We start from the raw sequence: 22,868 nt of genomic DNA on the forward strand, positions 1-22,868 counted from the left end.
GTGGCAAGTTGCACAATTAGACCTTCTTGGCGTAGTCCAGCGAGATCCAGCCGGCCCCGCTCTTGAGCTTGCCCCACTTGGAGGCCCCGGGCCCGTCGCTCTCGGCGACGATGGTGTAGACGCCCTTGTCGCGGATGTCCCCGTTGGTGCCGTAGTTGGTGCCGGGGCCCTTTCGGATGTTCAGCACATCGGTCGTCACCTTCACGAGGTACGAGGTGTCCGTGGCGGCCGCGCTGGTCTTGATGTCGGCCGCGTCCGTCCATCCGTAGACGGTGGAGCCGCCGCCGGAGACGGCGATCAGGTGGTAGGGGTGCGCCTTGCCCTTGGCGAGGGCCGTGACCTTGGCCTTGCCGGGCTTGCAGCTCGACGCGGTCTTGGCCGTGGAGCTGACATAGTGCTTGGTGCCGGTGAACTCCACCACGTCGCCGATCTTGATGTCGGCCGTGCTGCCGGTGGTCTCCCCGGTGGAGGGGGTGCTGCTGCCGGATCCGAGCCGGCGGTTGACCTCGGCTGCGATCTCCCCGTGGCGGTTGTAGAGCCAGTCGCCCGGGCAGGCTTTGTTCGCATAGTCCCGGTGCACGGTCATGTTGCAGCCGTTCAGGTGGTTCATGCGCTCGTTTTTGTTGGTCGACCAGACGAGCTTCTTGATCTCGTTGCGCTTGCAGATGTCGGTCACGAGATCCAGCAGCGCGTCGTATGCCTTGCTGTTCACCGCATAGGGGTGAGTGGCGTCGCTGGCGACCTCGATGGTGACGGCGCGCTGGTCGTTGGCGTTGGACGATGTGCACCACGAGCGGTTGCCCTCGTCCACATAGAGGGCGATGCGGCCGTCGTTGCCGATGCCGTAGTTGCTGGACGCCTGCCGGCTGCTCTGAGCGAACAGGGCGCCGCAGCTCTCGACGGAGAGCTGGCCGGCCATACAGTGGATCGTGATGGTGTCGATCTTCTTGGTGCGCTTGCCCGAGTGGTTGGGGCTGAGCTTGGTGTAGGAGATCAGGGCGCTGTTACTCATGGTCGTCGTCCCCCTTCCCGTTGCTGAGCTCGTCGAGGGTCTCCTCGGTCAGCTCCTCGCCCGGCTTCAGGGCGATGCCGTCGATGTCCTTGGTGTTGGTCATGATGTGTTCCTCCTTCTTGCAGAATAAAGGGCGGGCCAGCCGGCCCGCCCTCTGCGTTGATTATTCCAGCGGCAGGTTGCCGCCGTTGAGCTGGTTGACTGCTGCCTCGATAGCCGCGTTGATGGCCTCCTCGTCCACGGTGAAGCCCATGGACGCGAGGAACTCGAGGACGTACTTCTTCTTTTCCTCGCCGCGGCCCTGCCCCTTGTAAAGCTGCTCGGCAGCGGCGACGCCGATCTTCACCCACTCGAGCAGCTCCTTGCGCTGCGCGTCGGTGGTCTTGCTCTTGATCCACGGGATCAGGAACACGCTGACGCCTGCGGCGAGCAGCGCGATGACGGCGTTAATGACGGGGGTGATGTCGATCATGTTCATCCTTTTGCCTCCTTGTCTGATGTGGTTGTGGTGGTGTACTCTCCGACGCCGGCCCCGCTGATGGGGTTGCCATCAGCGTCGAGGCCGTGCCGGTTTCGGCTGATCTTCTCGGTGGCCGACTTGGCCGCATAGCTCACGAGGTAGCCGATGCAAGCCGTGAAGATGGTGGTCGTGACATCGCTGGCGGTCTGCTGATCGCGGAAGGCCAGCACATAGGACGCCACGGCCGCGGCAGTTGCGACGAGGACGGCCCACGCCGCCAGCTTCTTCGAGAACTCCCACGGCCTGCGTCGGGCCTTGGCCTCCCGCTTGCGCCGGTATCTTCCCATGGGTGTCACCTCCCTCAGTAGATCGCGTGGATGCCCTGCTCGGTGAGGAAGTCCTTCTGCTCGTGTTTGATCTTCTGCGCATACTGGAGGGCCGCCTCGGTCTCTCCGTTGGCGTGGCCGTTCTTCAGGGCGGTGGCCGTGGCCTCGCCGAGCGCGATGGCGGCCCCCACGCTGCGCACGAGCAGCACCTCGTTTCTCTCCCGGGCGGCGTCGCGCCGGTCGAGCTCTGCGTCCCTCTTGGAGAGCTGCCTCTGGATCATCCAGAAGCACAGGCCCGTGATGGCCGACGGGATCCCCATGAGGGCCACGAGCTGCCCGATGTCAAGCTGGATCATGCTGCACCTCCATCCTCGACCTCGACGACCTCCCAGCCCTGCGGGTAGGCTTCCGGGCTGTATGCGTTGGCTGTCTCCATGATGGAGCGGTAGACCTTGCCATCTGTCCTGATGCAGACCTCGCCCTTCTGGTAGCTGTCCTCGGCCATGGTCGGCTGAATGAAGGGCTTTGCCTTCTTCGGGTCGGTGGTGTGGTAGGGCACCCACTGTGCGGGGCTCTTGCCCGGCTCGATGTCCGGGTTGTTGTTGGTGTTGTGGGCTTGGCAGCAGCGCCAGCTCTGCCCGTCGTGGGTGCAGGCTTCGCCGACCTCGTGGCTGCCGTCCCCCTTGGGGCCGGCCTTCGTCCACGCCGGCAGCAGATCCTCGCAGGCGATGATCTCGGTGCCGGTGCGGTCGCCGGCGTTGGCCTCGCTCACGAAGGTCATGCGGGCGCTGCGCAGGGCGGCCTCGAGGCCGCTGTACTTGTCGCTCATGTGGTCAGCCCCCTTTCAATGGCGCCGGACAGATCCTCGAGCTCGTCCTCGAGCTTGGTGATCCGCTCCTTGTCCTCGGGAGAGGTGCCGCCCCCGCCGCCGGCGGCGGCCTGCTCCTTCTCGTGGATGGCTTTGATGCTGTGTTCCATGAAGTAGACCATGCTGCTCCTCCTTTCTGGTCTTGGGGTGTTGGTTTATGCGAAGTTGCCGCCGACCGACTGGATGTAGCAGTCGCCCTCGGCCGAGCCGCGCAGGAGCTTGACCTTGATCTTCACGCCCCAGCTTGCGGCGGTCTTGGTCTGGTTGGTGAAAAAGTGCTTCTGGCTGGTCAGGGCCTTGGTGGTGATGTCCTCCCATGTGGGCTCGGCGTCGTTGCCGTTGTTGCAGATCCAGACCTGAAGGGTGCTGCCGGTCGGGAAGCTGCCCTGAATATTGACGAGGGCCTTGGTCGGCATATCATCGGCCGCCATCGCCACGGTCTGCTCGAACTCGACCGAGTGCATGGCCTTGTCGAAGGACAGGGTGCGCACGGTGCTCTCGTTCTTGGCGTCGGTGGCGGTGATGGTCAGGGCGTGGTCGCCGTTCAGCAGCTTGAGCCACTGGTCGGCCGTGATCTCGAGCTCGTTGGTGTCGCCGAGGGTGGCCGTGTAGGTGCGCAGCGTGGTGGTGTCCAGCTTCTCCACGACCGTGACCTGATGGCCGTCGGCGTCGGTGACGGTGTACTCGTAGGAGGGCGGCGTGGTGGTGAAGCTGCCGAGGTCGGTGTCGCTGCCGCTGATGACGGGCGGCCGGTTGTTGGTGACGGTGCGCACGGCGCTGGTGGTGTAGGCGCTCTCGGCCCCGGCGGTGTCGTATGCCTTGACGCGGTACTGCACGCTCGTCCATCCGTAGGTGATGGAGTCCGTGTAGCTCCGGGAGCTGCCGCTGTAAATCTGCGCCCATGTGCCGTCGTCCACCTTGCGCTCCAGCTTGTAGCCGGCGAGGTTGCCGTCGGGATCGGTCGACTGTCCCCACGAGATGCTCAGGTTTTCGCCGCCGATGACCTCGCTCGGGACAGTGATGGTGCCGGGGGCCGTGGGCGGCTGGTTGTAGACGATTGTGTAGCAGCCGTCCGAGTCGGTGGTGTCGGAGACCAGGAGATCAGAGGACAGATTACAAGCGGGGCGCAGGCCGAAGTCGCCGCTGCAGGCGCGGCCCCAGCGCAGCGCGCCGTCGGAAACGACGTAGCGGGCGTCGCGGGCCGACCAGGCATAGGCGTCCCGCAGCCAGTAGTACCACGCCTGATTGGCGTCGACATCATAGTTGGAGTTGGCAGCGGCCGAGGCCGAGACGGTAGCGATGCGGCTGGAGTTGTCGCTGAAGATCGCCAGCTTGCTGCCGCACACATGGTCGCCCGAGAGGTTGACCTCGGTGCAGGACAGGGGGAAAACCTTGTCCACGCAGGTTTCCGTCCCGCCGCCGTCCGTGGAGCTCTTGCCGACGGTGATAGTGGTGGCAAGCAGGGCGGCCCGCTCATTGGCCGTGAAGCCGTTGAGGAAGCCGGCGATGGTGTTGTAGGGGTTGTAGCCGTCCCATACGTTGCCCGAGCTCGGAGGTGCGTCTGCGCTGTGCTGCGCGGTGTACCACTGGCCTGCGGCGGCGTCGCTGTTGAGCCACTGGCGCAGGTTGGAGTAGATGTAGCGGTTGTTGCCGTAGTTTCGGCGGTCGCTGTTGCCGTTGGCACTCTCCTTTGCGTCGAAGCACAGCAGCTTGATGATCTGGTTGGTCACGAGGGTGGTGCTGTTAGCAGGGTAGCCGGCGTGGTTTTTGTCTGCCTTGATCCAGATGATCGGCGCGCCGTAGAGGCTGCCGAACTTGATTTTTGCCTTGTTGGCAAGGCTTCCGAGGGTTTGAGGCATGAGTCTTGTCTCCTTTCGGTAGGTTTTAGCTCCGGGAAGTATGCGAAGAAATAGGCGTCCATGTTCTGCCGCAGGTGGTAGGTGTTGCCGTGCGAGATGTGGCCCGTCCAGCTTGCGTAGGATTGGCTCACGCTCTCGAGCGTCATCTTGCCCCTGTCCACGAGGCCGCGGAACTTGCGGATCTTCCGCTTCATGTTGTCGATGCTCTTGGCCCTCACCTTCCTGACCACCTTGCCGGTGCTCGTGAGGTAGGTGTGAAAGCCGAGGAAGTCGATGCCATTCTTGAGCGGGAAGATCTGCGTCTTGCCGTTCAGGCGCAGGCCCAGCGGCTTGATGTACTCCTCGATCCGCTTGAGGATCTCCCGGAGCAGCAGCTTGTCGCTGCTGATGATGTAGAAGTCGTCCATGTAACGGCCATAGACGAGGCCGAGGTCGTCCCGCAGCCAGTGGTCGAAGTCGTCCAGATAGAGCAGGGCGAGCAGTTGGCTCGACTGGTTGCCGATGGGGATCCCGGGGTCTGGCGTGCTGTCGATGACGATCCAGAGCAGCCACTCGACGAAGTCGATCAGCTCCTCGTCAGACAGGAAGGCCAGAGCCTTGCGGGCCTTCTCGAAGCAGACGGCGTGCAGCAGGGTGTAAAAGAACTTGGAAAAGTCACCTTTCAGCACCCAGCCCTCGGCGTAGTCCCACTCCTCCATCGGCCGGTATGGCAGGCCGGCGGCCCGCCGGGCCTCCTCGTCTGCTGCCTTCCGGCTGAAAAAGTAGTGGCGCATGGCACCGGCCAGACGGTCGAGGCCGTCGTGGGTGCCTTTGCCGATTTGCCCGGCATAGTTATCCCGGATGAAGCGCCGGGAGAACACGGGCTCGAGGACGTTGTCGCAGAGCGAGTGCTGGACGACTTTGCCCTCGAAGTCTATGGCAAGGACGAGCCGCTCCTTCGGCTCGTACACCTTGAAGGGATAGTAGGGCCCGAAGGTGTACTCGCGCCGCTGGAGGCGGTCAGAGAGGTCGGCCGTGCGCTCGATGGCCTCCATGCGGTAGCGCATGGCCGTTGGGTTGTCCCGCTTCCCGCAGCGGGTCTTGCGGTATGCTTTGTATAGCGAGTTGAAGCTGTTGACGATGTTCTCCATGCGAAAAAATCTCTGCCGTCGGCAGCTCCGGCCACGCTTTGAGTGCGCCGCCGGGAGCATCGGCAGTCCTGTGTTTACCCATGGCCGGGCCGGTCATACGGCGCCGGGTGCGGGAGGGATACGCCTTCCTTGGATGATGGTGCACAGTGTTCGCCGGCCGTCTCCGGCCGGTTAATAAGTCGGGCTATCCATCGAAGCGGGGCGCAGGCCGTTGTTGCCGTCGACGGCGTTGTTCCAGTTCAGCGTGCCATCGCTCCAGACGAGGCGGGCGTTGTTGGCCGACCCGGCACGAAAAAACAAGGCGTACCCCACGGGCTGCCTATTGATGACGCGCTTGCGCGTCCATCTTGGCGGCCCTTTCTTTATCGGATTTGTACCATTTGGCGGTCTGGTTTTTGACACCGGCCGCCATCCGCGACCAGTGTGCAAAGGCGTCGTCGCCGAGCCCGCTGAGGATCTCGTGGGCGAGCTCGATGTGGTGGATCAGCTTCCGGCAGTTGCGCAGGGCCGAGCGTTGCGCCCGGTAGCGCAGCTCCCGCTCCTGCGGGTCGGTCAGGAGCAGGTCGTTGGCTTCCATCAGGTCGGCGACGAGGTCGCTGGCCTCGTTCATCATCCGTTGCGCCAGCCCGAGCCGTTCCTTCTTGGGGAAGATGTTCGGGTTGCGCGTCTTGATGTAGGTGTGCTTTTCGAGCTCCTTGGCGTCGCTGATGACCTGCATTTCCGGCAGCTTTTCACGGCCGAATGGCGGGCGGCCTACATTGGCCCGCTCGTATGGCCGCGAGTGTCCGTTGCTTGCCGTAGTATCTCACCTCCTCGCCTTTGATGGTGATCCTCGCGCCGGTGCCGTCGTAGGCGGTGCCCTGTATGACGATCACGCCGTCCTCGCGCTTGCAGCACGAGCAGGGCAGGGCCAGCTCGACAAACAGGTGCGCGATGACGCAGGACGCCTCCTCGGGCGGGATCGGCGTGTAGTTGTAGCCGTCCACGGCTTAGCACTCGAGGCGCTGAAGCGTAGCGTTCCAGACGCCAGAGGTGAGGGTGATGCCGTCCAGATTTGCGAAGGTGATCTGGAAGGGGTTGGTCGTGATGTCGCCGAATACGGCGCCCCACAGGGTCGTGATCTTGCTGGTGTTCTGCTGGACGGCGTTGCTCAGGTCGACCACAGAGGCGGCCGCCTGCTGCGCGATCTCGACGGCCTGCTGCGCGAGGGCGATGGCCTGATTGGCCGTGGCCTGCGCCGCGAGGGCGATGGCCTTGTAGTTTTCGTAGTCCTCCTTGGTGGCGTAGGCGTCCGCGGGGATGTAGGCGGTCACGTTGGTGGCCGTGCCGATGGCGGTGACGATGTCGATGGTTTTCTCGACGATGGTGGCACCGCCGGTCGGCGGGATCCACTCAGCGAGGTCGCCGCAGTTGCCGTAGCAGTACAGCACCTCGCCCACGTCCTCGTCGGGATCGTCCGCATAAAGGCCGAGCTCGCGGTAGTAAAAGCCGTCGTTGGTCTGGTTGTTGGTGAACACGCCGCCCACGGTGACGGTGCCGTCGCCGTTCACGACGCATTTGGTGATGTCGATGGTCGCCTTCGGGCTGACCACGCCGGTGAGGGAGCGGGGCGTCTGGCCCTCCTCGAGGTAGCCGTCGCCGAGGACGATCTTGGTGTAGTTGATCTGCTGGCCCGCCACGCCCTTCGCCAGAACGAGAAGGCCCGCGGCGGTGATGTCGTTGTTGATAAATGCGGCCATGTCTTTCTCCTTTCCTTAGTCTGAAGCGAGGACGCTGGTGCCGATGGTGACGGTCTCCCGGTTGTTGTCGTGGACGACGGCCCCGTGGTAGAGGTGGATCTCGTCCGTCCCCATGACGTGCCGCTCCTCGCCGTGCTCTCGCACGGCCATCCCGGCATAAAGGAACATCTCGCCGGTCAGGCAGATCAGGATCGCGTCGAGCCATGCGCTGCGCCGCTTCACGGTGCGCAGCAGCGAGAGGAACAGGTCGAGGTTTTCGTTGACGAGTCCCGGGTTGTCGCTCAGCACTTTGAAGTGGTAGGGCTTGCCGCCGTACTGATACCACTCCCTGACCTCGCCGGTGCCGAAGTAGTCGGCGATGATCTGCGCCACGGCGTAGGGGGTGCCGAGCTTGGCATAGACGCGGTCGCTGTTGCGGATGACGGCCCGCTTGGTCTCGATGGGCGCGGTGCTGTCATACCACTGGATGTTCAGCTCCCACGCCATCTCGTCCAGCTCGGCCTCGCTGAGCTGGTCGATCTTGTCCCACCTGCTCAGCAGCTTCAGACGGGCGAAGGCGTCCCGGGATAGGGTGTCGCAGCCGGCGGCCAGCCCGCGGTCGGCACCGTCCTGTGCCATCCACGAGGGCAGGAGCTTGATCATCTCGACTTCGCTGAGTCGCATTTAGACCACCTCGCTATCTGTCTTATGGCTGACAGTCAGGTGCCCGCTGAACTTGGCGACCTGTGTGTCGCTGACGGGGGTGTAGACCGGCTTTGTCACGTCCACGCGGAAGGCGCCGGTCAGGTTTTCGCCCCACGACGGGCAGAGGATCCGCTTTCGGAGCTGGTCGGGGTTGATGTCCCGGCCCAGCGCGCCCACCTGCCACTCGTTGTAGCGGTCGATGGCGCCGCCGGTGCCTTCCACATTGGCGACGACCTCGGCCTCCGTCTCGGGGGTGGTGTAGTAGACGATCTCGATGTCGTAGGTGATGACCTCGGGCGCCACGGCCGTGACCACGTCGGTGAGCGGCCGGATGTCCGAGGCGTTGCACGCCTCCAGCACCTTCTCGAGGATGCTCTCGTCGGGGACGGCGCCGCCCTCCAGCAGGGGGACGATCTTGACGCAGCCCTCGAGGGTGCGGGTGATGGTGATGTCGAGGCTCGTGGCGTCCGCGAGGGCGCCCTTGAGCTCGATGGTCAGCAGGTCGTCGGTGTAGTCCACAGTGTAGTCGGTGTCCTCCACTCCGGCCGTGCTCTCCCCGTGTTCCTTGACGATCATGGTGTCCGGCAGCAGCCGACCGCCGCCGATGAAGGCGTGGCCGTCGTAGACCGTGAGGGTGCGGCTGATGGTTTCCGTCTCGCTGACGGCCCGGGCGTCGATGATGGAGCTGTCGGCCGTCATGGCCCAGTAGATGTAAGCCTGTTCCGGCCCGGCCGTAGACCGGGACGCCGGCGCCAGTCGGATGCGCTCGCGCAGCCGGTTGTCGCCTTCCTCGGTGTAGGGCTCGCCGTCGTCGCCGCCGGCCGTCGCCGTGATGTTGGTGACGCTCTCGATGTAGGGGATCAGGTCGACGAGGGTGGTGATGGTGCCCGGGGCGTACCCGTTGTACTCGGTGCCGTTGCTGACGGCCGAGGTCGGGATCTCCACGGAGTAGGCGCCGGCCTGAAGGACGGCGATCTCGTCGGTGGCAAAGTAGTGGTCGCTATCCGGCGTCACCTTCGTCCACTTCGGGATGATGATGTTGTTTGGCTGCGGCGTGCTCACGGAGAAGCGCATGGTCGTCTTTGCCGGGGATCCTTCCAGCCGGTGGACATCCAGCCGCTCGCCGATAGCGTCCAGCACCTCGCCCCGCGCATAGCGGAGAAGGGTCTGCCGCCCGGTGTCGTCGAGGCTGTTGTAGAGGGCGACGAACACGGCCACGAGCCCCTCGCCGAAGATCCGGCGCTCGTCGCCGGGGTACAGAGGCTCGCCGGCGCCCTTTTCGAGCGCAGCGATCAGGGTGTTGTAGATGGTCGTCGCGTCGGTGGTGGTGAGGTGGATGTCGTCGCCGTAGGTGTTGGTCTCGTCGCTCATGCTGTTCACCTCCTTCAGAGTGTGTTGTTGTCAATGCTGGCCCGCAGCTCGAAGTCGCCGGTCTGCGCGACCAGAGCGACCAGATCGGACGAGCTCAGGCGCACGCGGGGCTCGTAGGTTTCCACGACGAACTCCACGTCGGCGGCCAGATCGTTGGCAGCCGTCCCGCTCGGCTTGTCGATCAGGGTGCGGTCGATCCCCTTGATGCGCTCGTATGGCACCTCGCCGCGGATGGTCTTTAGGAGGTTTTGCACGCAGGTCTCGGGCGCTGCGTTGCCGCTTGCTTTCATGGGATCACCTCGCTTTAGGTCAGTTGGGTGTTGTTGGGTTTCTTTGCAGCTTTGTCGCTGCTGGATGCGCCGACGGTGATGGCGCTCAGACGCGGGCCGACGCCGGTGGAGACTCCGGCCGGGGACGAGCTGCCCCCGTTGGAGCTGCCGGCGGTCGCCTTCTTGCTGCTGGCCTCCTCGGCGTACTCGGTCAAGTTGATGGTGATCTTGCCCTTGAGGATCCGGCCGAAGTTGTCGACCGTGGTGTCGCCGAGGCTCACGCCAGTGAGCTGAAGGTTGGCCGGGCCGAAGCGCGTGCCGCCGAGGTAGAAGGGGGCGTACTGGCCCACCAGCGCCGTCCACGACTCGTACTCGCCGCGGACATCGCAGCCCACGGCGACGCCGAGATCGAAGTCGAAGCTCATGCTCTGGAGCTTGAGCGCCTTGGTCTTGGTGGCCGGGGATCCCGCCTTGTCGTCGCTGTTCTCGGTGTCCAGCTCCACGCTGGCCGAGACGCCATTCAGGGCGGCGATCCGCTCGGGGGAGACGCCCCATGTCTTGCCGTTCCACGATGCCATGACGGACATGATACTCGGCCTCCTTTCTTAGTGCGGGCCGGTTGTCTCTCCGTGCGGTGCGGTGTGGGTGTGGCTGTTCAGGCTGATGCCGCTGGCCGTGACATCGGCCGACGGTACGCTGACGCCCTTGTCCTGCACGGTGAGCGCGCCCTTCTTGATGGTGATGTCGCCGGGGACGATGCCGGGCCACTCCCCGTCCATGCGGGAGAGGATCAGGCCGGTGCCGTCCTCGAACATAGCGTAGGCGACTTCGACGCCGGGGCTCAGGTTTCCCATGTCCCCGCGCAGATACCACGGGATCGTCAGCGGCCTCGTGACGAGGCTGTCGGCGGTGCTCGGGAGCACCCGGGCCGTGGTCTTGTCGCCGTTTCTGTCGGGCTCGCCCTCGATGCTCGAGATCTTGCCCTTTTGGATCATTTGGGTGTTGCTGTTTGGCATGGTCAATATCCCTCCAGAGGCTTGCGCAGATAGAGCTTGCTCCGGGTCTTGACGTAGTCGTGCCGGATCCGGCTCACGAAGGCCGTGCCGTCCCACGAGGCGACACCCTCGGTGGAGAGCGTCACCACGGAGCCCGCCGCGTACTCGCGCAGCAGCGTCCCCGTCCAGAGCGTTGCGACGGTCGCCTCTTTGTTGGCGTCCCGGAGCAGGCCCTTGGCGAAGCGGTCGGCCTCTGCTTGGTCAGTCATGCGGAAGGGGAGGATCTTGCGCAGCACCTTGTCGCCCCCGGCCGGCGCCGAGAAGGTGCCGGTCAGGCCGCCGTTGACGGCCTCGGCCGAGCCGTAGGCGTAGGCGCCCTCGTCCCGGTACTCGAAGTCGTTGGCCGGCGTGATGGTGATGGTGTCGACGGGCTGCTGGCCCTCCATGTATGCCTCGTCGTAGACGACCAGCTTGCCGTCATAGACTAAAAAAGCCGCGCCCTCGAGGGTGCAGCGTGCCTGAAGAAAAGCGAAGTCGGGGAGGTTGTTCTGCTCGACGTAGTCGTAGGTCTGGTCGGTGATGCCGTAGGTCTCGACCGTGAGGCCGTGCCGGCCGGCGATCTCTTGGATCAGTTGCAGGAACTTGACCTTTTCCCACGACTTGCTCCTCTTGTCCTTGGTGGATTGCGGGGCCGAGTAGGCCCGCAGGGTTATGAGGCCGGACTCGGGGACGACGCTCTCGACGAACATCTTGCCCGTCTTGGCGGCGCCGTCCTCGACGGCGATGGTGTCGCCCTTCTTGGGGCTCCACCTGTCCCACAGCTCCCGGGTGTCGTTGAGCTTGAGCAGCAGCTCGTCGCTCTGCTTGTCTGCGTACATATCGTGGTAGCAGCGGTGGACGCTGATCTCGGGGTAGATGTCCGTCCCCTCGTAGATGATTTTCACGGGGCAGGCTCACCTCCTCCACGGCGGCAGGGTGTCGGGCGTCTCCACAGTCTCGACGATGGGGATCCGCACGGCCTCGCCGCCCTCGAAGATCAGCACGTCGCAGAGGTCGCGGTTGGCGTCGATGATGGTGCTCGCCATCCGCTCCTCGTTATAGGCTGCCAGCGCGATGCTGTCGAAGGTGTCGCCGCCCTGCGCGGTGTAATCAATATAGCCGACTATCCGCTGTGACATAGGCGCCGCCCTCCCTTCTTGCGAGTGCTTCGAGGATGAAGTCGATGAACTCCGGCTCCAGATCCCGCAGCTTTCGGATCAGGGCGTCCTCGTCGGTGTTTCCGTCGACCTTGATCGTGGGGCTGAAGGACAGACCGCTCAGGTCATAGACCACGGACGTGCCCGAGCCGGAGCTGATGGGCTCATAGCTGCCCTCGTCCATAGCGCCGAGCATTTCGCCGGCGCGGGCCCAGTAGGACAGGTTTTGCGCCCTATATGCAGGATTGAAGCTGATGACGGCCTCGGTCGGGTAGCGCGGATCCTCGCCCGCGATGGACGGGCCGCTCGTGAAGCCGCCGGTTGCGAAGCCGGAAGCCCCGCCGCCCCCGCCGCCGCCGAACAGGCCGGCGATGCTGTTGATGACGCCTGCGCCGAAGCTCACGATCTTGCCGATGACGCTGGCGATGGTGCCGAGCACCGACGCGATGGGCTGAAGCAGCCCCAGCAGGGGGCTCAGGATCGGCATGATGGCATTGAGCAGCGACATCAGGGGCGGCAGCAGCGCCTCGACGATCTGCATGAGAGGGGGCACGAGGGGCATGATGACGCTGTTGACGATCTGAAGCGCGACCTCGAGCAGCGGTGTGATGACAGGCAGCAGGGCCGAGATCAGGCTGGTCAGGACGGGCAGGATCGTCGAGATGATCTGCGTCAGCATTGGCAGGATCGAGGTCAGGATGCTCACGATGGGCGGGAGGATGGCCTGCACGATCTGCATCAGCGGCGGGAGTAGCTGCTGCGCCAGCTCGAGGAGCGGCGGCAGGAAGGCCGAGATCAGCTGCGAGAGCAGCGGAAGCAGCCCGGCGGCCAGTTGCGAGACCATGGGGAGCACGGTCTGGAGGGCCTGCCCCATTCCCATGAGGAATTGCTGCACAAACGGCATACAAGCGTTGAGCGTTTCCGTGATGACGGGGGCGATGGCCTCGAAGGTTTCCCGCAGGATCGGCGCCAGAGCCGTCAGGGTGTTAGCGATCATGGACGCCATCGGCAGCAGCGAGACCTCGGCCGACCTCTTGATCGCCTCGAAGGCGCTGCCGAGGTCGTTGTACTTCACGTCGTTGATCTGCTGGAGAGCTGCCGCGCCGTCGTAGGCTGCGGTCTCGATACTCGCCAGCACCGGCAGCACGCCGGCCTCCAGATCCTCGAACTGTGTGCCGAACAGGGCCACGCCGGCCGCGTTGCGGGCGAGGGGGTCGTCCATGCTGTTGAGGGCTTCGACGGTGTCGAAGAACGCGGCCTCTGCGGTGTCTCCACCTGCGGCGAAGGCCGCGAACATTTTGTCGGCGTTGAGGCCGAGGCTCTCGAAGGCTTCCCGGCTCGTGTCGCTGCCGTCCTTCGCTTTGATGTTGAACTCCTTGACGGCGTCGCCGACCTTGTTGATGGAGAACAGGCCGGCGTCAGCGCCCTCCACGAGGGTGCCGATGAACTGGTCGGCGCTGAGGCCGAGAGCCGCAAGCTGCGGGCTGTACTCGTTCAGGGTGTCCAGCAGGTCGCCGTTTTTGTCTGCGCCGTTCTGCGCGCCCACGGCGATCAGGCCGTAGGCTTCCTCGGCGTCGATGCCGAAGTTTTTCATCAGGGCCGACGCTGCCCGGGCGCTCTCGCTGACATCGTAGTCGAACACGTCCCGCAGGTTGAAGCCGGCGGCGGTTGCCCGCTCCAGAGCTTCGCCGGTCAGGTCGCTGGCCTGCTGCGTTGCAGCCAGACCGTCAGCCACGTCGGCGAAGTCATCGCCGAGCCCTTGGGCGTAGATGTTCTTGACGCTTTCACCGAGCGCGTCCAGCTCGTCGCCAGTCGCCCCGGTTGCTGCCGAGAGCTGATTGATGGCCGTGTTGTACTCGTTGCCGAGGTCGGCCAGATACTTCCCGGCCTCCACGACCGCCTTGCCTGTTGCGACTGCGATGCCGCCCACAGCGCCGCCGACGGCCACGGCCTTCCAGTTGACGTTTTCCAGCTTGCCGGTGACATCGTCCAGCGCCTTGCCGAGTGACGGGTCAATGGTGCCGGCGAGACTCACGACGGCTTGCAGCATTTTATTTTTGGCCACTGGCGTCACCTCCTCCTATGCGGCCGGATGTGGGGGATCCTCGGCTTCGGGATCTTTGCCCGCTGCTTTTTCGCCTCCTCGGCCGCTTCGTAGTATTCGAGCAGGAAGTCGGTCAGGCGTTCCCGTCGGAGCTCTCCGACTGAGATGTGGAAGGCTCGGGAGTAGTCTCGGACGAGCTCTCCGAGTCGTTTTGCTCGGAGGGTGCCCCCGACCTCGTTGTGGTAAAATTTCGGCCGATCCTCACCAGCTCCATGACATCGGGCCCGCTGATGCGCTCGAGGTCAGCGATGTCGATGTCGGGGTTGACGGCGGTGATCGCCATCATAGCGAGGTAGAGGTGCATGGAGTAGTCGAGCTCGGTGGCGCCGGCGCTGCCGCCGGCCTTGTGGGTGGTGGCGCGCAGCTTCAGCGCCTCGGCCTCGGCGAACATTCCCACGGTGATCGCGCCGGTGTCATAGGTCAGGGTCTTGACCTTCTTGCCGTTGATGGTGATGGGGTTGCTGAGTGTCAGCTTTTCCATGGTCGTTGTCTCCTTTCGTTGATAAAAAGAGGGACGCCGCCCACCTCGGGCGGCGCCCATCTGTTGTTACAGCACGCTGCGCAGGTCTTTGACGTAGTCCACGCCGCCGATGCGCATGATAGTGTTGAGCTGGTCGATCAGGCAGAACTCCTCGCCGGCGACGAAAACCTGATAGCGGCTCACGGCCAGCGTGACCTCGTTCTCCGAAGGGTTGCCCGGATCCACGGACAGGCCCGGGATCAGCTTCGGGACGCAGCGCATGAACGCCTTGCAGCCTTCGGTCTTGGTGGAGCCGTCGGCGTACTTGACATCCTGCGCCCATCTGACCTCCAGCGTCTTGCTCTCGAGCTGCACCATGGAGCGCAGCCCCTTGTCGATGCCGATCTTGGTGATGGCGGCCTCCATGCCTTCGATCTGGCCGGTCATGGGTGCGGTGTAGGTGCCCATCGCCTTATAATCGGCGGTCACATGGGTGACGGCCGGCAGGGTGATGGTCACGTCCTTGGCGACGAGGACGCCGTTGATGTACACGGTGTCGGCGAGGATGGGGCCCTTCAGGTCAAGCCACAGATTTGCCATTACTCGTCACCTCCTTCGTAGTAGACAGAGAAGCCGGCGTCGGTGTATGCGACGTACACGCTCGCAGACTTGAGGGGCGGGGTCGGGGTGACGGCGATGTCCCAGCGGAAGTCGCCGTTCATGATGTCGGTGGTGCTGTTCTCGCTCTCGAGGAACACGATCTGCGGCTCGCCCAGCAGCGCGCCCATGCTGACATACCCGTCGAGCTTCTCCTGCTCGCGGTTGATGATCTCGTCCTTGAGCGCCCGGGTCATGGGCTCGTCGATGCGCGGGCTCCACTCCCTCTGGAAGTCGTTGGTGATGTGCATGAGCATACGCATGGACACGTCGAAGATCGCCCGGGGATCCACGTCGGCGCCGTAGGTGTAGGCGGCGGTGTGGTCGCCCCACAGCACCCACTCGCCGCCCCATGCGACGGCCGTGCTGATGCCGTTCTGCGTCAGCTCCTTGCCCTCCTGCTGGCTGAAGCCGCGGTTGGTGGCGTTGGCCCCAAAATACTGCTTGATGATGGGGATCGCCTTGTTGCCGCAGGTCTCCATCGGCACGCTGTTGTGGCTGAAGTCGGCCCGCATGAGCTCGACCACGGCCAGCGTGCTCAGGTGGTAGATGTTGCCGAGGTTGTCGATGCCCTGCGGCCAGTAGACCTTGGATCTCTCGTTGTCGAAGGCGTTGCTTTTCTTCCACGCGACGGCCTTCTCGATGGTGTCGACCGCCGTGGCACCGACCTGCGCCTCGTCGACCTCGGCCTGCCCGACCGCAGAGGATCCGCTCACAAGGGGCAGATCAGCCACGACGAAGGCGTCCCAGTGGCCGTTGATCTTCTGGCTCGCGGCGAGCATAGCGTTGTAGACCGCCGGGCTATGGCTCCATCCGGGGGCGGCAATCAGGTTGCAGACCGCGAACTGCTCGGGGTAGAGCAGCGCGATGGAACTCAGGCCGCTGTACTCGCCGCCGGCCGTCACGCCGCCGATGATGTCGTCGTCCTCGATGGCGCTGTCGTCCACCTCGTAGAAGCTGGCCGTCAGGGTGCCGGTGAGCGGGGAGTCCGCGATCAGGCTGGTGATGATGACGGTGCCCTTGGTGAAGTTATAGTCCACAGCGTAGTCGGTGCCCTCGGCGTAGTCGCCGCCATCGCTCTTGGCGATGGTCATGGTGTCGAGGATGATGGTGGAGCTCGCAAACTCGGCCCGGCCGCCCGTGAAAGAAAGCTGCTGGGTGGTCTCGGTCGCCTTGCGGTGCTTGCCCGCAGACGGGTCGAGGACGTTGATGACGTAGATGGGGCCGATGTTCCCGAGGGTGTTGTTGAAGTGCGCGTTCATGACCTCGCAGAGCGTAAAGGTGCCCCAGTCGGCCGCATAGCCGAGCTTGCGCTGCGCGTCGATCATGTTGCTGAGCTTGATCGGCTCGTTGATGACGCCGGCGTCTGCGAAGCCGCGCACGAGGTTGACGGGTGCCGTGCCGATATAGACCGGCGTGGTGCCCGCCTGTACGGCGCTCTGTGCCACAGTTTCACCCATGTGGCCGTATGCGCCGTAGAGGTATTCATTTGCCATCTGCTTTTCCTCCTTTGCATAAAATTAGAGCAGCCGGCCGGCTGCCCTTAAAGCAGGTGTTGGTAGTCCTTCGGCGTGCGTGTCAGGGGCTCCTCGGCAGAAAACTCCACCCACGCGAACCAGTAGGGGTAGAAGTCCGGGACGGCGTCCTGCTCAGAGACAGGGCCGAAGGTGATGCCGTCCTCCTTCATGACGCGCAGCGAGCCGATGTACTCGGCGTTCTCGATCATGCGGAGGGCCGTGTCCACAAAATTCCATGCGTCGCGCCAGCCCTCGCCGTTTTTCTCGAAGAAGGCTGCGGCCTCCTCGTTTTGCCACTGGACGTATGCGCCGCTGCCGTCGTTTTTCGGTTTGAAGATGTCGCGCCCGTGGTAGCCGGGATCCCACGCAGAGAAGCAGAGCCGGATCTTGATGCTCCTCGAGCTCATGGTCAGGCTGTCGGTGCCCTCCACGATCTGCACGCAGACCGAGGGGATGGGAGCCGGCACCTTTGGGGGCAATCTGTCCTTCGACGGGACGAAAAGCGAGAACGCGGTCGGGTTGACCAGCTTGTAGGGGTAGGAGGCGTCGGTCGCGCTGTCGTCGGGGAGCTTGAGCTGCACCATCGGGCAGACGGTGGAGTCCAGCCACTCCCGGACGGTCTCGATGCTGTTGACTATGGACACGGCTGCACCTCCTTTACATGGTCACGGTCTGGCCGAGTGCGATGGTGGCGACGCCCATGTCCTCGCTCCAGTCGTTGACGATATACTCGCGGCCGTCGATGTTGAGCCCTTCGCCCGCCGGGCGCCGGGGCGGCAGATCCTCGACTGCTGCATACAGCATGAGGGACGACTCTGCCACGCCCAGCTCTTGCCCCCCTTGGCGTTCTTTCAGGGCGTTGTCATCCAGCACGACGGTGATGGTCTTGCCGTCGACCTTGTGCTCCTCACCGAACTCGGCGAGGTTGAGAAACACGAGGCGGCGGTCGTCAGCGACCATTTTCTTGAAGTCGAAAGCCATTAGACGGGATCTGCGGCGCCGATCTCGGGGGGCTTCTCGTCGTCGCCGTTTTGGTCGTCGCCATTCTGGCCGTCGTCGGCTGCCGCCTTCGCCTTCTCGATGGCGTCGATGATGTCAGCCTTCTTGCGCATGGCAGAGGCGTCCACGCCGTAGGCGGTCGCCACTTCCTTCAGCTCGTCGAGTTTCATGTCCTCGTCGTACTCGGGAGCGGCAGGCGTGCCGTCGGGCTCAGATGTCGCCCCGGGCTCCCGCTCCGGCTCTGCGGCCGGGGCAGGGGCCACGGGCTTCTCGTCGACGTACTTGGCGACGCCTTTCTTGACCAGACGGGCCTCGAGCTCGGGGTCGAACTTCTGAGGCCCGTCCGCGTTGGTGATGGGGACGACCTTGCGGCCGTTGTAATAGCCGAAGGTGCCCGCGATGATCTGGATCATATTCGTGCTCCTTTCCTTGGTCTTAGGCGGTGGCGGTTGTCACGGTGATCGGCACGGTGGAGTCGTCCGTCAGCGTGGCCGTGCCGCCGGTCACTTTCCCGGTGCTGTCTGCGGTGAGGGCGATGCTCTTAACAGACTTCCCGTCTGCTCCGGCGGGCCCGGTTGCCCCGGTATCGCCTTTGGCACCATCCGCTCCGGCGGGGCCCTGCGGGCCAGTTTCTCCAGTATCACCCTTCGGGCCCTGCGGGCCGGTTTCGCCGGTGTCTCCCTTGGGGCCTTGCGGCCCGACCTGCTCGTTTTGCACGCCGGCCTCGAGCTTGTTCAGTCTTTCGGCGGTGATGATGTCGCCGTCTTTCCACTCGGTAGGTGTGTAAGCCATGTTTGTCACTCCTTTCCTACAATGGCTGCGCCGACCGTCCCCCTGCCGACCGCAGCGGTGTCAACAGGGGGTGTTATTCCCCCAGTACGTCGGCAACGATCCACGGGTTTTTGTTGTTAGGGATCAGCAGCGGGCGGCTGGAGATGGTCAGCGTGCGGGTGTTGCCCTCGGCGCTGGACACATACTTCGGCACGCGGCGGCCGGCGTAGGTGTGGAACTCTCCGTCGGCCTGCTCCACCTGGGAGACGGCGCCGTAACAGGTACGGCCAGCAGCGGGGGCGGTGAGGATGCACTTGCCGCTCGGGATGTAGAGCTGATCGTTGCCGTCGTCGTCGGTGTAGGTCTCGTCGTAGGAGATCACGCTGATGATGCGGCCGTTGATGTTCAGGCGGGCCATGATGGACGCGCCGGGCGCCAGCTCCTCGGGGGCGACGGAGCCCAGCTCATAGCGGCGGTTGTTGAGCATTTCCTTGATGTCGGGATCCTCGACGATGGCGTCGGCCACGTCCGGGGAGCACACGAGGTCAGCAGCACGCAGGCCGCGTCTGGTCAGCATACGGGCCATCGCGCCGAGGTCGGCGCGGATCTTGGCGCCTTCTGCGTCCCACTTGATCGTCGGGGTGTAGGTGGCGGGGTTGGCGCCCTCGGAGTAGAAGCGGATCTCCATCTCGTCGCTCTTGTCGGCGTCGTCGGCGATGTGCTTCATGATGCAGCCGTTGGTCAGCATGGTCTCGGCGGCCATGGCCTCCTCACGGTTGGTAATGAGGTCGCCCAGCTCGTCAGCGTCACGCATGATGAGCACCTGCTGGCGCTGCTCAGGGGTGAGCTGAGAGTACAGGGCCTCACCAAAGCCGCGCTTGCGCAGCTCGTCGAGGGTCAGGGTGCGACGGGGAGCCACGAAGGGCGGGGTATAGCGCTCCATGGTGTAGCCCTTGCGCAGGATGGTGACGCCTCCCTTGCGGGGGGCCACGAAGGGTGCGAGCTTGCGGGTGCCGTCGCGGTACTCCACCAGCACATCCTCGGTGGCGAAGATGTCGGTCGCGTCGTTGGTCGGGAAGTATCTGTCACGCAGGAAGGTCGTCGCAGGGATGAGCTGCTGGACGGCCATGAGCAGCGTGTAGGTGTCGTAGAAGTTAAAAGGCATGATCTTGTCCTCCTTCTCTTAGTAGTCCAGCGCGTCGCTCAGCAGGATGCCGGCGTTGCGCATGATCTCCTCGTCAGCCGCGACGAGGGTGTAGGAGCCGTCGGTGGACAGCTTGTTGCGTGCGAAGTGCCCGGTGCGGTAGGCCGTAGCGGTGACGGCGGTGCCGGTTCCGGTGTCGGTCTCGTCTGCGAGGATATAGACGGCGTTGGTCGCCACGAGGGCCGCAGCGGCCGCAGACAGCTCGCCGCCGGCCGCGCCAGTGATGACGGTGCCGCGGGCGAGTACACCCTGAGACGCTGCCAGAGTTACGGTCACGACGTCGGCGACGGGCTCGTTGGTGACGATCAGGCCGTCGTAGTCCACGGTGCCGATGTTTTCATCCAGTCTCTTGCTCATTACTTCTTACCTCCGTTCTTGGTGGTGTTGTAGATGCTGACGATGGCGTCGACCTTGGCCTTGTCGTCGGTCTCGCTGCCTTCCTCGCCTCCGTTGGGGGCGGCTCCGACCTGACCTGCGCCGGAGTCAGCATTGTCGAGGGCGGCGTCCTTCAGGTGCTTGGCGCCGAGGGCCGCCTGCTTCTGCATGGCCTTGAGCGCGAGCTGCTCAGCGGTGCAGGTGTTCTCGCCGTACTTGGCGTCCCTGACGAGCTGAGCGTCGCCCACACTGGCGGCGATGCTGTCGATGGCCTCGATGCGGGCCCGCTCCTGCGCGATGGCATTTGCGACGGCCTGCTGCTCGATCTGAGCGACGAGGTCGGGGTGCTGTGCTCTCATTTCTTCGAGGGTCATGGGCTTATCTTCCTTTCTGTTTTCGCCGCCGTTCCCGGTCGGCTTATTTCCAGCCGCCGGGGCGGCGTGGATGCTGTTGATGCGGATCGTGCTCGGGACATTGTGCAGCCCCTTGATGTTGTGCCGGATGCCGGCCACGAGGAGCACCTGCTTGTCGGCGCTCACGCTGACATCAGGGCCGTCGCCCTCGAGCAGGGTGTCGGCGAAGCCGTTGTCGATGGCTTCCTGCCCGACCATCCATGTCTCGCGGGTCATCATAGTGCGGAGCTGTTCGACCGCGATCCCGGTCTTGGCGTGGTAGATCTCCGCGATGGCCCGCTCGCTGGCGTCGAAGTCCTTCTGGAGCTTCTTCAGGTCTGCGAGGGTGTAGTAGTCCATCAGCAGGCCCGCGACGCCGTGGATCATGACCATGCTGCCGGGGTAGACCTGCACCTCGTCGCCGGCGCAGGCGATGACGCTGGCCGCGCTGGCTGCGATGCCCTCCACGATGACGACCTTGTGGCCGCTCAGGCCCTTGATGGCGTTGTGGATGGCGATGCCGGTGTAGAGGTCGCCGCCGGTACTGTTGATCTTGATGGTGATGTTGCTCTTGCCCTTGACGGCCGCGAGATCCTCCATAAAGCTCTCGGGAGCGATATAGAGGCCGGGCTCGGGCTCACCCGTCCACCAGTCCACAGGCTGACGGGCGACGACATCGCCATAGAGGACGATCTCGCCCGAGTCCTCGCCGACGCTGGCGATGTTCCAGAACTTCGTCGGCGTCTGCTGGACGACCTGCGGCCCGGCGCACAGGCGCGGGGTGTTACTCGTTTTCATGCTTGTCCTTGTCTCCTTCCTTGATGGTCTTTTCCACCTCGGCGACGATGGCAGCGCGCCGCACGGCAGCCGAGAGGGATGCGCCGGCCACTGATGTGCCGCCGGAGTCGCCGGTGCTGCCGGTGTCTCCCTGAGCCGCCCGCAGCTTCTCGTTTTCCCGAGCGAGCTGGTCGATGTTGGCGTCCCACTGGCCGCCGTTGAGCCGGATCGTGGCCTGCTCGCGGGTGGTAATGCCCTCGCCGATGGCGAGGATCTCGGCCGTGATCTCCTTGGTCGGGTCGAGCTGCCCCTGCGAGGGGCCGATCCACTCGGCGCCGAGGTAGGCCGCCCGGGTTGCCGGGTCAGCGAAAAAGCCCGGGGCGCTGATGCGTCCGCGGGCCACGGCCTCGGCGATGAAGATCTCATAGATGGGGGTGCAGAAGTCATCGACAAACCACTTGCGCCTCATGCGGAAGGCTTTCCACGCCTCCAGCAGGGCGGCGCGGCTGGCGCTGTACGAGCTGTTGAACGCCTTGAGGAGCAGGTCGGCCGGGATCTCGAGGGCTGCGCCCACCTGCTCGCAGATGGCGCGCAGGAAGCTGTCGAAGCCGCTGGCCGGTCGCTTGGGGTCGGCAAAGGTGACATCCTCGCCGGGCTCCATGATGTTGATCTGTCCCGGGCCCATCTCGTACTCGTTGGGATCCCGGGTCACTTCCGGCAGGCTGCTCCCCACCTCGTTGAACGGGTTGTCGCCGGCGCCGGCCTCGGTCTTGATGAAGGCCGTGAAAAAGCTCTCCACGACGGCCGCGGTCAGCTCGCTCTCGGTGTAGCGCCGGAGCTGAAGCAGGGGCTCGATGACCTGCGCGAGGTAGCTGACGCCTCTGTACTGATCCGGGCGCTCGCTCTCCATGATGTGCAGGATGTTCGGGAGCCCTGTGCGCCGGCCGTATGCTTCCACGCGGGCCCACTTGGTCGCCGCTGCACCCAGCTCGAAGGGGTAGGTGCTGCGGATGTGGTAGGCGACGATCTGGCCGTTGCTGTCCACCTCGACGCCGTCGTAGATGGTGTTGCCGTTGGCCGCCTTGCCGGTGGTCAGCAGCATGGGGGTGACGATGCCGGAGCTCGTCGGGGTTGCCACGCGGTCGGCCTCGATCAGGTGGATGCGCAGCGAGTAGGGCATGAGGGGCGTCGGGTCGTACTGCTTGACGACCGCGAACACGTCGCCGCTGACCAGCCACGAGGCGAGGGCGAGCTGCTGCATGGCCGCGAAGTTATTGACGCCAGTGGCGTCGCACGCCCTTTTATTGTTGGCCCACAGGCTGAACTCGCGCTCGGCCTGCGCCTGCCATGCGTCTGCGGCCTCCTGCGTCATGCCGAGCGCCTCCCGGTCGATCCGGCTCTTGAGCTGGAGCCCGATGCCGACCACGTTTGTGCGGTTAGTGCGGATGGCCGAGGTGGCGATGGGTGCGGCCATGTAGAGCATCCGGGCTCTCTGCCGGAGTGTCCAGTTGTGGGCGTCGATGTCCTCCTTGGGGCTGCCGCTGAAGGCCCTGAAGCCCTTGGTCGACCTCTTGTGCCAGCTCGCGCCGGCGTCGCCGTAGCCCTTGTTCACGGGGCGGGGGCTCTGCCGGCCGCTCTGCGGTCGGCTTCTGTTCTTTCGTCTGCTGATGGTGCTCACCTCCTTCGGGTAAAAATGGCCGGCG

The 22,868-nt window shown here is 64.5% G+C and carries 30 protein-coding genes; all 30 read right to left on the reverse strand.

Annotated features, from left to right (window positions below):
• Window positions 1-16 precede the first annotated feature (16 nt).
• Window positions 17-1,012: an N-acetylmuramoyl-L-alanine amidase gene (locus B5E84_RS03765; RefSeq protein WP_087219458.1), complete on the reverse strand. Its 996-nt coding sequence runs from the start codon at window positions 1,010-1,012 to the stop codon at window positions 17-19.
• A 163-nt stretch (window positions 1,013-1,175) separates the two neighbouring features.
• Entirely contained in the window at window positions 1,176-1,490 is a 315-nt protein-coding gene (locus B5E84_RS03770) for a phage holin (protein WP_087219461.1), read from the reverse strand.
• Complete coding sequence (locus B5E84_RS03775) at window positions 1,487-1,819, reverse strand: hypothetical protein (protein ID WP_016148062.1); 333 nt, start codon at window positions 1,817-1,819, stop codon at window positions 1,487-1,489. Before B5E84_RS03775 ends, B5E84_RS03770 begins: the two co-directional genes overlap by 4 nt.
• Window positions 1,820-1,833: 14 nt before the next feature.
• Window positions 1,834-2,154 carry a hypothetical protein gene (locus tag B5E84_RS03780; protein ID WP_016148061.1) on the reverse strand — a complete coding sequence of 107 codons (321 nt, stop codon included), beginning with the start codon at window positions 2,152-2,154 and terminating at the stop codon, window positions 1,834-1,836.
• Window positions 2,151-2,627: a hypothetical protein gene (locus tag B5E84_RS03785; RefSeq protein ID WP_087219464.1), complete on the reverse strand. Its 477-nt coding sequence runs from the start codon at window positions 2,625-2,627 to the stop codon at window positions 2,151-2,153. Before B5E84_RS03785 ends, B5E84_RS03780 begins: the two co-directional genes overlap by 4 nt.
• Window positions 2,624-2,788: a hypothetical protein gene (locus tag B5E84_RS20550; RefSeq protein WP_016148059.1), complete on the reverse strand. Its 165-nt coding sequence runs from the start codon at window positions 2,786-2,788 to the stop codon at window positions 2,624-2,626. Before B5E84_RS20550 ends, B5E84_RS03785 begins: the two co-directional genes overlap by 4 nt.
• Window positions 2,789-2,821: 33 nt before the next feature.
• Window positions 2,822-4,396: a DUF6273 domain-containing protein gene (locus B5E84_RS03790; protein WP_087219695.1), complete on the reverse strand. Its 1,575-nt coding sequence runs from the start codon at window positions 4,394-4,396 to the stop codon at window positions 2,822-2,824.
• Window positions 4,393-5,655, reverse strand: coding sequence for a reverse transcriptase/maturase family protein (locus tag B5E84_RS03795; protein WP_242963265.1), 1,263 nt, complete (start codon window positions 5,653-5,655; stop codon window positions 4,393-4,395). The genes B5E84_RS03790 and B5E84_RS03795 overlap by 4 nt, the downstream gene beginning before the upstream one ends.
• Window positions 5,656-5,974: 319 nt before the next feature.
• Window positions 5,975-6,373, reverse strand: coding sequence for a four helix bundle protein (locus B5E84_RS03800; RefSeq protein WP_087219471.1), 399 nt, complete (start codon window positions 6,371-6,373; stop codon window positions 5,975-5,977).
• A 13-nt stretch (window positions 6,374-6,386) separates the two neighbouring features.
• Complete coding sequence (locus B5E84_RS03805) at window positions 6,387-6,641, reverse strand: hypothetical protein (RefSeq protein ID WP_016148055.1); 255 nt, start codon at window positions 6,639-6,641, stop codon at window positions 6,387-6,389.
• A 3-nt stretch (window positions 6,642-6,644) separates the two neighbouring features.
• On the reverse strand, window positions 6,645-7,394 hold the full coding sequence (locus B5E84_RS03810; RefSeq protein WP_087219474.1) for a hypothetical protein: 750 nt from the start codon (window positions 7,392-7,394) through the stop codon (window positions 6,645-6,647).
• A 15-nt stretch (window positions 7,395-7,409) separates the two neighbouring features.
• Window positions 7,410-8,057: a phage tail protein I gene (locus B5E84_RS03815; protein WP_016148053.1), complete on the reverse strand. Its 648-nt coding sequence runs from the start codon at window positions 8,055-8,057 to the stop codon at window positions 7,410-7,412.
• Complete coding sequence (locus B5E84_RS03820; protein WP_087219476.1) at window positions 8,058-9,449, reverse strand: baseplate J/gp47 family protein; 1,392 nt, start codon at window positions 9,447-9,449, stop codon at window positions 8,058-8,060.
• Between the two features lie 14 nt (window positions 9,450-9,463).
• On the reverse strand, window positions 9,464-9,739 hold the full coding sequence (locus B5E84_RS03825) for an early E1A protein (RefSeq protein WP_087219479.1): 276 nt from the start codon (window positions 9,737-9,739) through the stop codon (window positions 9,464-9,466).
• 14 nt (window positions 9,740-9,753) lie between these two features.
• Window positions 9,754-10,305, reverse strand: a complete 552-nt coding sequence (locus tag B5E84_RS03830) for a hypothetical protein (RefSeq protein ID WP_087219482.1) — start codon at window positions 10,303-10,305, stop codon at window positions 9,754-9,756.
• Between the two features lie 18 nt (window positions 10,306-10,323).
• Window positions 10,324-10,734: a pre-mRNA-splicing factor gene (locus B5E84_RS03835; RefSeq protein ID WP_087219484.1), complete on the reverse strand. Its 411-nt coding sequence runs from the start codon at window positions 10,732-10,734 to the stop codon at window positions 10,324-10,326.
• 2 nt (window positions 10,735-10,736) lie between these two features.
• On the reverse strand, window positions 10,737-11,657 hold the full coding sequence (locus B5E84_RS03840) for a phage late control D family protein (protein ID WP_087219487.1): 921 nt from the start codon (window positions 11,655-11,657) through the stop codon (window positions 10,737-10,739).
• 9 nt (window positions 11,658-11,666) lie between these two features.
• Window positions 11,667-11,891, reverse strand: coding sequence for a tail protein X (locus B5E84_RS03845; protein WP_016148047.1), 225 nt, complete (start codon window positions 11,889-11,891; stop codon window positions 11,667-11,669).
• A complete protein-coding gene (locus tag B5E84_RS03850; RefSeq protein WP_087219490.1) occupies window positions 11,863-13,974 on the reverse strand; it encodes a phage tail tape measure protein in 2,112 nt (703 codons plus the stop codon). The genes B5E84_RS03845 and B5E84_RS03850 overlap by 29 nt, the downstream gene beginning before the upstream one ends.
• Before the next feature lie 112 nt (window positions 13,975-14,086).
• Window positions 14,087-14,494 (reverse strand): hypothetical protein, encoded by a 408-nt coding sequence (locus B5E84_RS03855; protein WP_016148045.1) that lies wholly within the window; start codon window positions 14,492-14,494, stop codon window positions 14,087-14,089.
• Window positions 14,495-14,560: 66 nt separating this feature from the next.
• Window positions 14,561-15,073 (reverse strand): phage major tail tube protein, encoded by a 513-nt coding sequence (locus B5E84_RS03860; RefSeq protein WP_016148044.1) that lies wholly within the window; start codon window positions 15,071-15,073, stop codon window positions 14,561-14,563.
• A complete protein-coding gene (locus tag B5E84_RS03865; RefSeq protein ID WP_087219493.1) occupies window positions 15,073-16,626 on the reverse strand; it encodes a phage tail sheath protein in 1,554 nt (517 codons plus the stop codon). The genes B5E84_RS03860 and B5E84_RS03865 overlap by 1 nt, the downstream gene beginning before the upstream one ends.
• A 47-nt stretch (window positions 16,627-16,673) precedes the next feature.
• Window positions 16,674-17,291, reverse strand: a complete 618-nt coding sequence (locus tag B5E84_RS03870) for a hypothetical protein (protein ID WP_087219496.1) — start codon at window positions 17,289-17,291, stop codon at window positions 16,674-16,676.
• 13 nt (window positions 17,292-17,304) lie between these two features.
• Complete coding sequence (locus tag B5E84_RS03875; RefSeq protein ID WP_016148041.1) at window positions 17,305-17,628, reverse strand: head-tail joining protein; 324 nt, start codon at window positions 17,626-17,628, stop codon at window positions 17,305-17,307.
• A complete protein-coding gene (locus B5E84_RS03880) occupies window positions 17,628-18,059 on the reverse strand; it encodes a Rho termination factor N-terminal domain-containing protein (RefSeq protein ID WP_087219499.1) in 432 nt (143 codons plus the stop codon). The genes B5E84_RS03875 and B5E84_RS03880 overlap by 1 nt, the downstream gene beginning before the upstream one ends.
• A gap of 22 nt (window positions 18,060-18,081) precedes the next feature.
• Window positions 18,082-18,438 carry a collagen-like protein gene (locus tag B5E84_RS21205; protein ID WP_087219502.1) on the reverse strand — a complete coding sequence of 119 codons (357 nt, stop codon included), beginning with the start codon at window positions 18,436-18,438 and terminating at the stop codon, window positions 18,082-18,084.
• A 73-nt stretch (window positions 18,439-18,511) separates the two neighbouring features.
• Window positions 18,512-19,582 (reverse strand): major capsid protein, encoded by a 1,071-nt coding sequence (locus tag B5E84_RS03890; protein WP_087219505.1) that lies wholly within the window; start codon window positions 19,580-19,582, stop codon window positions 18,512-18,514.
• Between the two features lie 18 nt (window positions 19,583-19,600).
• Complete coding sequence (locus tag B5E84_RS03895; RefSeq protein ID WP_087219508.1) at window positions 19,601-19,978, reverse strand: head decoration protein; 378 nt, start codon at window positions 19,976-19,978, stop codon at window positions 19,601-19,603.
• Window positions 19,978-21,186, reverse strand: a complete 1,209-nt coding sequence (locus B5E84_RS03900; RefSeq protein WP_087219511.1) for a head maturation protease, ClpP-related — start codon at window positions 21,184-21,186, stop codon at window positions 19,978-19,980. The genes B5E84_RS03895 and B5E84_RS03900 overlap by 1 nt, the downstream gene beginning before the upstream one ends.
• Window positions 21,173-22,777 (reverse strand): phage portal protein, encoded by a 1,605-nt coding sequence (locus tag B5E84_RS03905; RefSeq protein WP_016148035.1) that lies wholly within the window; start codon window positions 22,775-22,777, stop codon window positions 21,173-21,175. Before B5E84_RS03905 ends, B5E84_RS03900 begins: the two co-directional genes overlap by 14 nt.
• Window positions 22,778-22,868 lie beyond the last annotated feature (91 nt).

This window comes from Lachnoclostridium sp. An14 (assembly GCF_002160755.1).
Classification (GTDB): domain Bacteria; phylum Bacillota; class Clostridia; order Lachnospirales; family Lachnospiraceae; genus Lachnoclostridium_A.